This is a genomic window from Ignavibacteriota bacterium (assembly GCA_016707525.1).
In the GTDB taxonomy this organism is placed as follows: Bacteria; Bacteroidota; Ignavibacteria; order UBA10030; family UBA6906; genus JAGDMK01.
In genome coordinates, this window is the sequence record JADJHP010000010.1 from 206,160 (window position 1) to 220,511 (window position 14,352).

8 protein-coding genes are annotated in these 14,352 nt (G+C 62.9%); all 8 read left to right on the forward strand.

The window, feature by feature from the left end:
- The first annotated feature begins 31 nt into the window (after window positions 1-31).
- Window positions 32-1,102, forward strand: a complete 1,071-nt coding sequence (locus IPI01_16410) for a hypothetical protein (protein ID MBK7259350.1) — start codon at window positions 32-34, stop codon at window positions 1,100-1,102.
- Window positions 1,103-1,155: 53 nt separating this feature from the next.
- On the forward strand, window positions 1,156-1,992 hold the full coding sequence (locus IPI01_16415; GenBank protein MBK7259351.1) for a hypothetical protein: 837 nt from the start codon (window positions 1,156-1,158) through the stop codon (window positions 1,990-1,992).
- Window positions 1,993-2,059: 67 nt separating this feature from the next.
- On the forward strand, window positions 2,060-4,372 hold the full coding sequence (locus tag IPI01_16420) for a VCBS repeat-containing protein (GenBank protein ID MBK7259352.1): 2,313 nt from the start codon (window positions 2,060-2,062) through the stop codon (window positions 4,370-4,372).
- Window positions 4,373-4,744: 372 nt separating this feature from the next.
- Window positions 4,745-7,852 carry a M6 family metalloprotease domain-containing protein gene (locus IPI01_16425; GenBank protein ID MBK7259353.1) on the forward strand — a complete coding sequence of 1,036 codons (3,108 nt, stop codon included), beginning with the start codon at window positions 4,745-4,747 and terminating at the stop codon, window positions 7,850-7,852.
- Between the two features lie 118 nt (window positions 7,853-7,970).
- Complete coding sequence (locus IPI01_16430; GenBank protein ID MBK7259354.1) at window positions 7,971-11,249, forward strand: S8 family serine peptidase; 3,279 nt, start codon at window positions 7,971-7,973, stop codon at window positions 11,247-11,249.
- A 94-nt stretch (window positions 11,250-11,343) separates the two neighbouring features.
- Entirely contained in the window at window positions 11,344-12,117 is a 774-nt protein-coding gene (locus IPI01_16435; GenBank protein MBK7259355.1) for a hypothetical protein, read from the forward strand.
- Window positions 12,118-12,155: 38 nt separating this feature from the next.
- A complete protein-coding gene (locus tag IPI01_16440) occupies window positions 12,156-13,316 on the forward strand; it encodes an MFS transporter (GenBank protein MBK7259356.1) in 1,161 nt (386 codons plus the stop codon).
- A 476-nt stretch (window positions 13,317-13,792) separates the two neighbouring features.
- Window positions 13,793-14,347 carry a hypothetical protein gene (locus tag IPI01_16445; protein MBK7259357.1) on the forward strand — a complete coding sequence of 185 codons (555 nt, stop codon included), beginning with the start codon at window positions 13,793-13,795 and terminating at the stop codon, window positions 14,345-14,347.
- The last annotated feature ends 5 nt before the right edge of the window (window positions 14,348-14,352 follow it).

The following is a 14,352-nucleotide window of genomic DNA, read 5'->3' on the forward strand; positions in this document are numbered from 1 at the left end:
TCCACATGGTAACGGCATCCGCCCGGATGCTGTGAGAACACGGCCGCACTTTGACCGCATCCTCAGGGGAGTGATGCAACTTCGCGAATCCATCCGTACGATCCTTTCACCTCACCCCGCACCAGCGGAGAGTCGCGCGTTCATCGATCTGACGCTACGGATCGCCACGACCCACATCCTGAAACGCGTCAACGCCGGGGCCATCACCCCTTCGTTCTTCGGACTCACGCCCGATGACCTTGCCCTCGATTGCATCGGCCCGTTGTTCGCACGCGATGCGCATGGCACATTCACACAGCTTGAGGTCTACTACACCTCGCTCCACTGGGAATCTCTGCCGGATGCCGAACTCCTTGCGGCCACCCGGCGCATCGTCTATAGTATGGTGCACCAACAGCTGGTCCGCCTGTACCGCGATCACGATCCCTCGCTTGAGAAGATCATCCGCAATCTGAGGAACGCCATTCACGCAACGACGGCCCTGCACGAGGACCGGCGCGGGGGAGAGCTCTGGATCGCCGGGGCCGGCGAGACCCCGGCGGATCGGTCCTTGCCGGAGATGCCGTGGGCATATCTGGAAGGCGAGTTGACCGGACGCCTGCACGAGCGGACCCCGCTGCGGGAGGTCGTGCACCATTGCACGACGATCCTCGAAGGCCAGGCCGTCTACCGGAAGAGTATACCACTGACGTCCCTCGCGCTCATCCTCCGGATGGCGTATGCACGGTTCGGCTCGGGCCCGGAAGAGGGCCGGGACCAGGGGGAAGCCCCGATCCGCGGCGAGGAGGCGGATCGTGTCATCGACGGGGCGCTGCTGGGCATCGAAACCGAGAAGCGTTCTGCCTATCTGGAAAAGGGAAAGGTGACAGGCCCGATCTATGTGGCGTACATGTCCGCCATCCGCGGGATCCTCCATGCGGAATTCGTCGAGAACGACGGTATCGATCATTCGTATTTTGCCCGCTTGCAGGGAATTCTCCCCGGCCTCTCCCGGGAGGAATATTTGGAGAACCACCGTTGCCATCTGGAATATCTCGCCAAACTGGCCCGGGAACGATTCCTTGGCATGATGCGGGAAGAACTCCTCGGGGTGCAGAAATGATCCCATCCATGAAATTCTGCAACGGCCAGGAGATGCACCGAATATGAGACACCATGGTCCACATTGATGAACATACGCTTGAAATGCTGATCCTGGAGCCGGAGCGGTTCCAGCCAGCAGAACGGGCTGTCCTTGCTGCGCATATCAGCGTGTGTCCGGGGTGCCATGCTGTTCATGAGGACCTCATGACGCTGCATGGCTATGTCCGGGAAAGCCAGGGGCAGCCAACGCCCTCGCTCGTCGCCGCGATGAAGAGGATCTTTGCCCGGGGCACGATGGTCTCCCTGACCCCCTATCATCCGCACCTTCAGGTGCCTGCCGGAGGGTCGTATTCCGGGATCCTGGCTGCGATGGCGCCTGAATCGATGTCGCAGGAAGGGTTTGAAACCGTGGCCACGTACGCATCGGAAGTGAACCATATCCTCCTGCGTGTCCGTCAGGATGCGTCCAACCGCAGAGTGAAGTTATACTATCATGCCGACGATCCACTCTGCCAGCTCGGGCCGGTCGTCACGCTTCCGGCGCTGGACGCTGATGCCGTGATCGATGATCAGGGACGGGCGGAGTTCCACATCGAGGCGCCCCGCACCCCGCGGGAATGGTCTCAAGCGGAAGCCCTTGTGGCATTCCCCGTGTGCTCCGCGGTGCGTGCGGAGGACGGAACGGTGCATGTCGAGAATACTCCGGGCCACTCCTATGACGTATCGATCGAGCCCTCCGGCGCGCTGATCGGGATCCGTTGTTCTGATGGCCCCACGATGCCTGGCATCCGCCGCGCGGTGATCTGGTCCGCGGAAGGACTGCCTCTTCTGGTCGGGTTGACAGGTGGCCGTGCATCATTCCTTGATCCTGCACCAGGAAGGAAGTTGGTTATCCGATTGTACACCTAGCGGCGATGTCCGGAGCCCCGGGCTCCGGTCCGTCTCCTGTGCGTCACACGATGTCGTCCCTCCTCCGATGAGTACCCAACTCAATCCGCTGGAGGTCGAGCAGCGGTATCAGGAACTCCTGCTATCGCTCTCCCTTCCGGCTACACCATATCAGCGTCTGGCGGCCATCGCTTCCTTCCTCGGGTTCCTCGGGGATGCGGCGGCCGTCTTCGAATCCCATGTCATCGATGTCGCGGAGCGCTTCCGGTTCTGTGTGCCCTCCCTCCATGCATCAGGATATGCGCCGGAGCGTCTCGAGCAGATCTGCAGCGTGATCGAGGCGGGGTTCCGGCGGACATCCGGTGCGATGGAAACGCCGGGAGTGAAACCGGGGTTGGACCGGATGAAGATCGTATGTGCGCTGGCTTATGCGCATGTCGCTTCTTGGGATGAGATGTTCCGTGTCATCGGGTTCCCGCGGCCCTCCGGCATCGACCTTGCCCGGCAACCACCGGGGAGTGCCGGCCTCCGGGCGATCGAAGCCGTCATCCTCCCCTCTGACCGATCGTTGCGCGAGCGGGTGGAAGAGATCCGGCTTGTGCTCGCGGCCGGGACGGATGCCCATCCGCATGCAGCATGGTTCCCGGTGGTCGAGCGTCACGCGGAAGCCGGCATGCCCCACAGCGGCGCACTCCGGCAGGTGCGTGCGCGCATCCTGGGGCACAGCGCCGACGGGCACGAGAGCATCACGCCCGATGTGGCCGTGCTGGGTGTCGACCACACCGGGAGCGGGCTCACCACCATCCCGATGCAGGCCGTACGGGCGTGGCTTGCGCGGTGCGGTGTTCCGGATGATGTGCCGATGGTGGGTCAGGTGAGTTTTGGTGGCAACCATGCACTGCATGAGGGGAGCTCCTCCGATCTTGCGGTCGCCGCGGTGCTGGCATGTGCCGTGCTGCGCCACAATCATGAGCGGATGCAGTACGCGATCCGTGAGGGGGTCGCGTTCACCGGTGGGCTCGATGCGGATGGCGTGGCCCAACCCGTGGATGACGACACGTTGTGCGTGAAGGTGGAGGCGGCATTCTACTCGCCGGTGGAGGTGCTGGTCGTCCCGCGCGGACAGACGGAACGCGCGGAATCCTGCGTGCAGGACCTCCGTGCGCGGTATCCGCGGCGCATTTTGGAGATCGTCGGTGTACGTACGCTCAGCGACGCCTTCTACGACCTGCGCATCATCATCCCGGAGCGTGCATCGCTGCTGATGCACACGGTGGGAGTCCTGTGGCGGAGGAGATCGCGGACCGTTGCCCTGGCATCGACCACGGTGCTCCTGCTCATCGGTGCCTGGTACACGCTCGGCCGCATGGACCGTGAGCCCATACGTGTGGAGTATGAGGGCGACCGGCTCTCTGTTCTGAACAGGTATGATGCCGCGATCGAGGAGATCACGGTCGGAGAACCGACGGTCACCAAGTGGGGACTGAATTCCACGTCCTGGGATGCGCAGCACGGATTCGCATTTGCCGATGCGGATCGTGATGGCAAGAAGGACCTCATCTATGCGCAGAACACCGAACCGGGGTCCGGCGGGGGTTCGACGGAACTGATCGCGTATTCCCTCGAAGATCATCGGCGCATCTGGGCGACATCGATCACGGGAGCCTACGATTTTCCGGAACGTCCGGATAGCAGGGCCGGGACATTCACGATCAACGACATCGTTGCCGGTGATGTCGACAGTGATGGCGTCACCGACGTCTATGTGGCATCTGCCCATACCCCCAGCTTCCCGGGGATGGTCCAGAGGTTCGATGTGCAGACGGGAAGAATGATGCAGACGTACGTCAACACCGGGCACATCGCGGACATCGCCCTTGCCGACCTCGATACGGATGGTATCGCGGAGTTGCTTGTGTGCGGGACGAACAATGCCTTCAACCGGGCGTTCCTTGCGATGATCGATGCACGGTCCATAGAAGGCTGCTCGCCGCATACCCGGGCATATGACTGCGCCTCACCGGCCACAGGACGGGAGAGGGCCTATGCCATTCTCCCCAGGAGCGTGCTGGGAACAACCCTCGGTGTGGACCAGAAGGGCAATGGCGCGCTCCACCTGCGGGTGGACAACGTGAAGGGCGAGGTCACGGTATGTGTCAATGATAACAAAGGGCATGTGTACAAGACGCCGGTGATCGTGCAGATCATCCTGAATTTTGCTTTTGACAGAGCGATGGTTCCCCTGACGGTCACGGCCGGGGACTCCTACGACAGGACCGCCACCTGGGCGGTGGAGCAGAACCTGTTGCGGGAACTGCCGTCGCCATTGTATCTCGAGGGTTTGAAGAACGAGATACGGATGTGGAGGCTGGGCGTTGAGGTGGAGCCGGCCCGGCCCTGAAGGGCGACCAACATCAGTGGTCGGATCCGGTGCACTTTGCCCTCACCCATGTCTGTATCGCGGTAGCTTGCGCATGCCACTGGGTGGCACGCGACCGCTGCACCTGCTCCAGCCCACACAAGCCATCCCGTGGCAATTCTCCCGTCCAGATCGTATGTTACAAAGGTTCGGTGTCGCCGGGCGGCGTTCACACGCTGCATGGCAATCTTTCGTTGCGCCTACGGGAGGCAGCCATGCGATCTGTGCACCATCATCTCATCGTCATCCTCGCCTGCGTGCTCATCAGCACCGCACTCACACCGGTCATCTCCTCCGCCCAGATGCCCCCGCACCCGCCGCGTCAGGGAATTCCTGCGGCGGGGTTCGATCACGGTGCCCTATGCACTCCAGCATCTTCCTGAACTGCGTTCGCTCGGTGTGGATGGTGCGTGGGCAGCCCCCGCGCTCCGCGAACAGGTCCAGGCTGTGCCGGGAGGCCGGCCGCTCCGGACCCTCGGACCGTCGCGTGCTCCATCAGGTGACTGGCGTGCACTCGTGATCCTCGTGGACTTTGTTGACAGGGCATCGCAGGTGCCCGGCACATCATTTGACAACCTCCTGTTCGGTACCTCATTCGGTTCGATGCGCCACTATTACGGTGTGGTGAGTTACGGTGCCCTGGATATCGTGACCGTCGATCCGCCGGGAACGGTGGGGTGGAAGCACGTCCCTCTGCCCTACTCGTACTATTGCAACGACCAGAACGGGCTGGGCACCTATCCCCGCAATGCGCAGAAGCTGACGGAGGATGCCGTCAACGCTGTCAATGCGTCCGTCGATTTTTCCCGGTACGACAATGACGGCGACGGCTACGTGGACGCGCTCTTCGTCGTTCACGCAGGCCCCGGGGCCGAATACACGTCGCTGAACTCCGATATCTGGTCCCATGCGTGGACGACGAGGACGGACATCCTGCTCGACGGTGTCAGGGTATCGCACTATTCCATGGAACCGGAGTTCTGGGAATCGCCCGGCGACATGACCATGGGGGTGTATGCGCATGAACTCGGCCACGCCGGGTTCGGCCTGCCCGACCTCTATGATACCGACTATACGTCGGCAGGCCTCGATACCTGGTCGCTCATGGCGGGCGGATCCTGGAATGGCCCGGCACCCGGCGGCGCATCTCCCGCACTCCCCGATGTCTGGTCGCACATGCAGATGGGCTACGTCACGCCGACAACGATCGCGACAAATACCCCGGGTGCTTCCCTGCACCGGATCATCGACGCTCCCGAGGCGTGGCAGCTCTGGACCGCCGGCGCTCCCGGTACGCAATACTTCATGGCAGAGAACCGCCAGCAGACGGGATACGATCTGTACCTGCAGGGGAACGGCATGCTGGTGTATCATGTCGATGAATCCGTGACGACAGACAACGACAATGAGTGGTACCCGGGGCATACGGCCACCGGCCACTACCGCGTTGCGCTTGAACAGGCCGATGGACAATGGCATCTCGAGCAGAACATCAGCGCTGATGGTGGCGACCCCTTCCCGGGAGCCGGACTCAAAACGTCATTCAGTGGAACGACCACGCCGGACTCAAAGAGCTATGCCGGTGCGTTGACCTCGGTGGCCCTGAGGAACATCAGCACGTCCGGCACCATCATGACCGCCGATCTGGAGATCGATGACAGTGCGCCCGGACTGACGATCGTCACGCCGAACGGGGGAGAGAGCCTCATTCCGGGCAACACCTACGCGATCCGTTGGAATGCCCGGAACCTGACCGGCACGGTGTCGCTGTCCTATTCCACCAACAACGGGTCCACCTGGATCCCGATCAACACCGTGAGCCTTGCCGCGCTTGCCAGGTCCGGCATCATGAGTTCGGATGCGTTCGCGGGAGGAGGATCGAGAGCCGATGAGATCCAGGTGGTACCGTCGGCAGTTCCGGATGTTCCGGCAGCACCGGCAACAGTTGCTGATGCCCCTGCGGCACCGGCGGCGGGTGTGAGCACGTACGTGTGGACCGTTCCCACGACACCATCCACCGGGTGCATCGTCCGGATCACGTCCGATGCGATACCGGCCCTGTCCGACAGGAGCGATGCCGCGTTCACGATCCTCAATGCCGTGACAGGCCTCTGGGCAGTGCAGTTCAATTATGATGCGATGCCGGTGATCGGTACGAATGGGAATGCGGCGGTCGCGTATCTGCAGGGCCTGGAGGAATTCTGGACCGCACGCTGGGCCACCAACCTGCTTCACCGATGGACCTCCACGGGGACGCTCATTCAGGAATTCACTGTCAGTGGTGTCGCGGGTGTGCGGGGACTGGCATATGACGGAACGTATGTGTACGCCGGGCAGAACACCACATCGATCGCAGTGATCGATCCGGACACCCGGACCCAGGTCTCCACGATCACTGCTCCGGTCGAGGTGCGGTACATCGCTTTCGACCCCACCGCGAACGGCGGACAGGGCGGCTTCTGGGTCGGCAACTACACGACCGACGTGTTCCTCATCAGCCGCTCCGGGGCAACGTTGCGGACGCTGCCGTACGCGTCGTTGAATTCCCCCTCGAACTATGGAGCGGCCTACGATCAGTACAGCCAGGGCGGGCCGTATCTGTGGCTCTTCGGGCAGGGTGGAGGCTCAGCCACCGCTCAACGGCTAGTCGGGATCAACCCGGCTACCGGACTGCCGACGGGTGTTGAGCATGATGTGCTCACGGATATCGGTGCGGGGATCGGTGCACCTCTTGCGGGCGGACTGTTCCTCGTCCCGGGGCTCGCTCCGCACGCCGTCACGCTGGGAGGGATCCTGCAGGGGACGAGCGACCATCTCTTCGGATATTATCTCGCACCGCTTTCATCGGCCAGCGTCAAGGCCGAACTGCAGGGGGCGTATGATCCTGCAACGTCGCTCATGCGCACGTCGCTCCGATCGAAGGGCATCCTTGCCGCCCGGTTCCCCGGGGTGCCGGTTCCGGCAACGGCGGTGGACAGCATCACGATCGAAATACGGAACGCGGCCACGGCGGCAGGGTCGACGGTGCGTGCATTCGCTCCCGCCTGGTTGCTCGCCGACGGGTCCGTGCGGAAGTTCAAGGACACGAGCCGCGTGTATCTTGACTTCGCGGCCCCGACGGGCCTCTATTATATTATCGTGCACCACCGCAATCATCTTCCGGTCATGAGTGCCGGAACGGTGAATATCAACGGGACGCCGGTGGTGTATGATTTCTCTACCGGCACGGACCGCTATTACGGTGGGAACGCTGCCGGCCTTGGCGGCGGGGTCTATGGAGCATTCGCAGGTGATGCCGATGCAAGCGCCGCGGTCGGCACCACGGATATCACCACCATACGCAACGCGGTCGGCCTTGTGAATGTGTACACGCCCACGGATGCGGATCTGAACGGCGGTGTCGGCGCAACGGACATCGCGGTAACGAGAAAGAACAGCGGCAGGACATCGAGTGTGCCGTGATCCGGCGTGTCCATCGGAAAACGCTCCTTCTGCGTGTAGCAATGACAGGGTCCCGCCATCGGGACCCTGTCTTGTTCAGGAGGATGCTGATGGCGTACCGATGAAAGGGCCGTAGCAGATGAAGATATGCGGATCACTGATCGTGCTTGCGGCCCTCCTGGAGGGTGCCACAGCACAGCCGCGGATGGCCATCGCGCCCATCGGGTCATCCAAACTGGACCCGGCACTCGAACAGATGCTCATGCTCCGGAGCGATCCGCGGCATGCTCACCTCGCCCGCCGGTTGGATCCCCGCCCGCTGTCCGGCGCAACCGGCGGAGGCGAACGCTTGAGCGAAAACGAAGACATGGTTCCGATCATCGTCTCCGGGGATGTGCATAGGGAAGACGTGGTCCGGGCAGTCAACGGCATCATTGGCTCGAGGCACGGTGCGATACTGACCGCGGTGGTTCCCGCCGATTCCCTGCGGCCGCTTGCAGCGCGGCCGGGGATCGTTGCTGTTGAAGCCTCGCGCCAGCTTCATCCTTCGCTGCTCCATAGTGTGCCATCGACGGGGGCACACGTGATGCATGCGCAATCCGATCCGGTGCGCAGGCTCACCGGGAAGGGGGTCATCATCGGATTCACGGATAGCGGGATCAACACGCCCCACGCAACGTTTCGTGCGGCCGACGGGCGCACACGCATACTGTCGGTATGGGACCAGCACGGAACCGGGACCCCGCCATCGGGATGGAGCTACGGGGCGGAACACGATTCAGCCGAGATCAACGGATCGCGCTGGTGGATGTATGACCTGGCGGAACACGGCACGCATGTGGCAGGCATCGCGGCGGGGAATGGACGGCCCGGCGGCACGTACACAGGCATGGCCCCGGAAGCGGACATCATCATGGTGTGCAACCGGGGGGATGACCTGTGGTCCGGCGGACTCACAACGGTGGGAACCCTGGACGGCTACGACTACATCCGGTCCCGGGCGAACGCTCTCGGCAAGCGTCACGTGATCAACACAAGCCAGGGCACCAATCTCGGCCCGCACGATGGAACGTCGCTGTTCGAACAGGCCATCGATGCCGACATACGCGCAGGAAGTGTCGTCTGTCTGGCCGCGGGCAATGATGCGTTGTCCGCACGCCATGCCAGCGCGGTGGTCCCTTCCGGCGGAGCGGTAGAGATACGCTTCTCCTTTCATACGTTGTTTCCACAGGATACCGCTGCGATACCGATGGAGGCGTGGTACAGCGGCGGCGACCGCATCAGTGTCTCGTGCAGGAAGGAAGCTGATCCATCCTTTGCGCCATCCGTGCCCCCCGGGTCCAGCGGATTGCTCACGTTCGATTCGGTGGAGGTCGTGTTCACCAACATGGTCCACTCACCCTTGAACGGCGACAACGTCATCCGGTGCACCCTGCTGCCATTGGTGCCGGTCACGGAAGGGGACATAGTGATGGTCCTCAGGTTCGAGGCAGCGGACAATGGCTCGTTGCCGGACGGCGGGCGGATCGATCTGTGGTGGGAACGCAACTTCGAGGTGGCGTTCCTGGACCATCGCGATGATGCGTGTACGATCGGCATGCCCGGAGGTGCCCGCGGTGCGATCACGGTCGGTTCGTGCGACAACGATGCCGGTGCCGCGGGTGCCCTGTCCGTGTTCAGTGCACACGGCCCTGCACGGGATGGCGCGTTGAAGCCGGATATCGTTGCACCGGGAGGCGGGGTGACGTCATCCGTGCCCGGCGGGGGCTTCCGGAGCATGAGCGGCACCAGCATGGCCGCTCCCCACGCTGCCGGTGCCGCAGCGCTTCTGCTCGAGCATGAACCCGGGCTCACGTCCGCGCAGGTGAAGGAGCGGTTGCTTGCCGCGGCCGTCGCTGATGTGCGTACAGGCCTTGTGCCCAATGCGCAGTGGGGCTACGGCCGGCTCAGCGCCTGGCGGGCGATCCATGGTGAACTCCCGCAACCGCGATCGCCGCTCTTCATGTCTGTACGGCAGGCCGGGGCGAGCGCCGTCATCCATTGGACCGATCCGCCCGAAGATCCGGTGCGTACATTGCAGCATGTGTTCGTGTATCGCGATGGTGTGCGCATCGACAGCGTCGTTCCGGGGATCGGTTCCTTCCTGGATCGGGCAGCCGGTGTTGGCCGCCATGTGTACTGGCTCGTCGCCTCATGGTCGGATGGATGGTTGAGCGCACCGGGCGATGCAGCCTCCGTCGAGATCTTCCTCGCCTTCCATCCGTGGCTCCTCGTGGATGATGATGCGGGGATGCCGTTCGAGTCGTACTTTGTGGATGCATTGGATTCCGCCGGTGGCACGTGCGACGTGTGGCACACTATCGCCGCAGGTCCGGTGACGAAAGAAGTTCTGCTCCAATATCTCCGCAACGACGGCGGGGTGATGTGGTCCTGTGGAAGCGACTATACCTCGGCACTGACGCAGGCAGAACAGGCTGCGCTGGCGGCGTATCTTGATGCCGGCGGACGGCTCTTCATCAGCGGACAGGATATCGGATACGGGTTGACGGTGCGGGGTGGCGAGAGTGACAGGCAGTTCTACGCATCGTATCTCCGCGCAGAGCTGGCGCTGGATGGATCGGGGATCTTCGCGCTGAGCGGAGTTGATGACGGGCCGCTTCATGGAATGCACTTCAGGATCGCAGGAGGCGATGGGGCAGACGACCAGCTTTTTCCTTCTGCCGTCAACCCGCTGCCTCCCGCGGTGTCTCTTCTTGCATACGATGGCACCGTTCCGGATCCCGAACAGGCGAGCCGTGCATTGAAGATGGATCCGTCACGGCCGCAGATGAGAGCCGCAGCCGGTACGGCACTCATCGGGGCCATTGCGTACCGGTGGAATGGATGCAGGGTCGTGTATTGTTCGTTCGGATTCGAAGCGATCGACAACGCGCCGGCGCGTGCCGCGGCCATGAGAGCCATCGTCGGCTCTCTCACCGTGCGCGACACGCTCTGCCATGCGTTGGTCAGGCAGGGAGGGTGGACCATGGCGTCGGTCCCCGTGGTGTCGGGATCCATGCGGCCCGCGGATCTCTTCGCCTCCCCCGTGCCGGCGATCTATGGCTTTGATGGCGCATACCGGCCATTGGATACCCTCCGGTGTGGGGAGGGCTTCTGGATGCATGATGCTCTCCCGCGCACAGACCTCATCTGCGGGGACACGGCGGGAACCCACGATGTGCCGCTGAAGGCGGGATGGAATCTTATCGCGCCGTATCATATCTCGGTCTCCGTGGACGCGGCCACGACCACACCGGCCGGCATCATCGAGTCGCCGTTCTTCGCCTATGACCGCCGGTACCTCGTCGCCGGGGTTCTCACTCCCGGACAGGCGTATTGGGTCCGTGCCGGCCGGGAGGGGGTGCTGCATCTGCGGTAGTGGCGGGGGCTTGCACCGGGAGAAAAAACTCCGTACTTAGAATGCACGGCGCACCGGTCCGCGCGCCTCTGCATCCACACCGGAAGGAACGTGCATGTCTGCTGCCCCCCGAAGAGTCCGACTCATCCTGGCAACCGTGGCCCTCCTGCTGGCCGGATACTCATCGTATGCCGGAGAGTTCCTCGAAGACCAGCTCCGGTTTCCCCGTGTGCGTGCGGCGAAGCAGGAGACGGACTCGGTCCTCCGGGCATACTGCACGGCACGCTCGCTGCACTATCCTCCCCGTGAGATCTTTCTCCGGGCATTCAAGCGCGAGGGGATACTGGAGGTGTGGGCCCGCGACAATGCTGCGGGGGCATTCGTTCTGCTGGCGGACTATCCCATCTGCGAACGGTCGGGCGTGCCCGGCCCGAAGCGCCGCGAGGGTGACCTTCAGGTGCCCGAAGGGTTCTATCATATCAACATCTTCAACCCGGTGAGCGACTACCACCTCTCCCTGGGCATCAGCTATCCGAACGGGTCGGACAGCCTCCTCGGCAACAGGAAGAAGCTGGGCGGCGACATCATGATCCATGGCGATTGCGTCACGATCGGCTGTATCCCTATCCGCGATGCATGCATCCGCGAAGTGTACTGGCTTGCCGTCCAGGTGCACGCGGCGGGAATGGAACGCATACCGGTGCATGTCTTTCCCTGCCGTATGGACAGCGCGGGGATGGACTACCTTGCTGCTGAAAAGGGCGACGATGCAGCGTTGATGGCATTCTGGAAGATGCTGCAGCCCGGGTTCGACCACTTCCAGCGCACGAAGGAACTCCCTGTGATCACGGTTGACGGCCGCGGTTCGTATGTTGTGCATAGCCGGTAACAGCATGACCGCACCGCCGTTCACGCACCACTGACCCCATGAACACCCGGTACAGGTATTACGCTCTTGCCGCATCGCTCCTCGTGCAGGTGTGCCTCGGCGCCATCTATGCGTGGTCGGTCTTCGTTGCCCCGTTACGCCTTGCCGCCGGGCTCTCCCAGACCATCGCCCAGTTGCCGTTCACGTTCTTCTATTTCTGTTTCCCCCTGACGATGCTCTTCGCGGGCCGGATCCTCCACCGCTTCGGGCCGCGGGCCTGTGCGATGACCGGCGGTGGGGTGTTCGGCGCCGGCTGGCTGGTCGCATCGCTGGGTGGCATGTCGTACGCATGGACGGTGGCCGGGATAGGCGTCCTCGCGGGCATCGGCGTGGGGATCGTGTACGTGGTGCCCATCGCCGTTCTCGTGCGCTGGTTCCCGGCATCACGCGGCGCGGTGACGGGGCTCGCCGTGGCGGGATTCGGTGGCGGCGCGTTGCTGATCAGCCAGATCGCGGGCGCGCTGATCGGCGCCGGCATGGGGCCGTTCGAGGTCTTCCGTCTCCTCGGCATCGCGTTCGTGGCCCTGAGCGTGCCGGCTGGCTGGCTGATGGTGTTCCCGCCGGGGAGTACCGGTACCGCGGAGGAGCCCCTCGCCGTGAAGAGCGTGGTGCGGCGGCGGGAGTTCCTCGTCCTGTATCTGTGTATGGTGATGGGGCTTGCCGCTGGTTTTGCCGTGAACGCGAACATGCGTGACCTTTCCGCGCAGGGTGGTTTGCAGTCAGGATTGATCGCCGTCGGTGTGTTCGCTGTTGCGAATGCCGCGGGGCGACCGCTCTGGGGATCCCTCTTCGACCGGATGCAACCGCGCACCGTGGTGCTCATGAATCTTGCGGGCCAGGCAGTGTTGTTGCTCACCGCGGGGCTGTGGCTGCGTGGCGATGCAGGCTATCTTGCGTTCGCGGCGCTCGTCGGGTTGCACTATGGAGGCGTGCTGGTGTTGTATGCTGCGATGGTCGTCCGTATCTGGGGCGCACCGCAGGTAGGACAGGTGTATGGACTGTTGTTCTCCGCGAACATGATCGCGGCGCCGGCGGCCACGCTCAGCGGTGCGTGGTTCGATGCGGGCGGTGGATTTCTTGCACCGCTCGCGGTGATCGCCATATGCATCCTGTGTGCTGCAGTCGTGTTCGGGCGCACACCATCATTCCGCGGAATGTGATATTGTAGTGGGGATCAGCGCATCGTTTCCGCACGGGCGGACACATGCGACGATAGAGAGATATACGAGCATTTGCAGGAGGGGAATGGTATGAAGAACCTGCCGAAGTGGCTGGTGGTGGTGTCAGTATTTATCCTGATCGTGTGGGCGATGGGGAGAGGGTAGAAGGTAGAGGGTAGAGGGTAGGAGGTAGGAGGTAGAAGGTAGGTAGAAGGAAACACTCATAGGTGTCATCCTCCTCCTGTTGTCTCATGGACGATTCCCCTTCTGGACGTTCCCTTTCGAGCGCTGCCCCCGTCCGCCCGTTGCCTCACGTAAGTTACTATTCGAAGCTGATTCGGCCCGTTGCGTTTGTCCCACCTGCGTAGTACCTTGAGAAGGTGATGCCTCCCGGGCATCGCGTTTCGCATGCTGTTCCTTCTCAGCGACACTTCCCGACGTCCGATTTCCGGTGCACAACCATTCAAGGGGGACCTATGAGCGGATCTCATCGTTACTTCTCATTGTCTTTGATCACTGCGCTTCCGTGCTTCGCGGCATGCCTCGCCATGCTCGTGTTCGCGGCATCGATTTCGCATGCCCAGACCTGGATCCCGACCGGCGGCCCCGGTCTGGGCAACGACGTCCGCGTTCTCGCGATGGGCCCGTCGGGGGATGTGTATGCCGGGACATGGAGTTCCGGCGGGACGGTCTGGAAAACGACGGACCACGGTGCATCGTGGGGCGAACTTGCACCGATCCCCGATTCCGATCCGCTGCTGGGGATGTCCATCACCGCCTCGGGCCATATCATCGTGAGTGTCTTCACGAAAGGGATGAGCGTTTCCACCGATGGCGGCGTGACCTGGGAACGGCGGAACACCGGCATCATGGACTACCGGCTTCGCCAGAACCTGGTCGACAAGAACGGCGTGGCCTGGGTGGCCAGTGAGGACGGCCTCTACCGGTCGACGAACGAGGGCGTCAGTGGGTGCTCAAGAAGACCGGCTTCTACCACGCGGTTCACCTGGATAGCGCGGGGGCCATCGTGACGCAG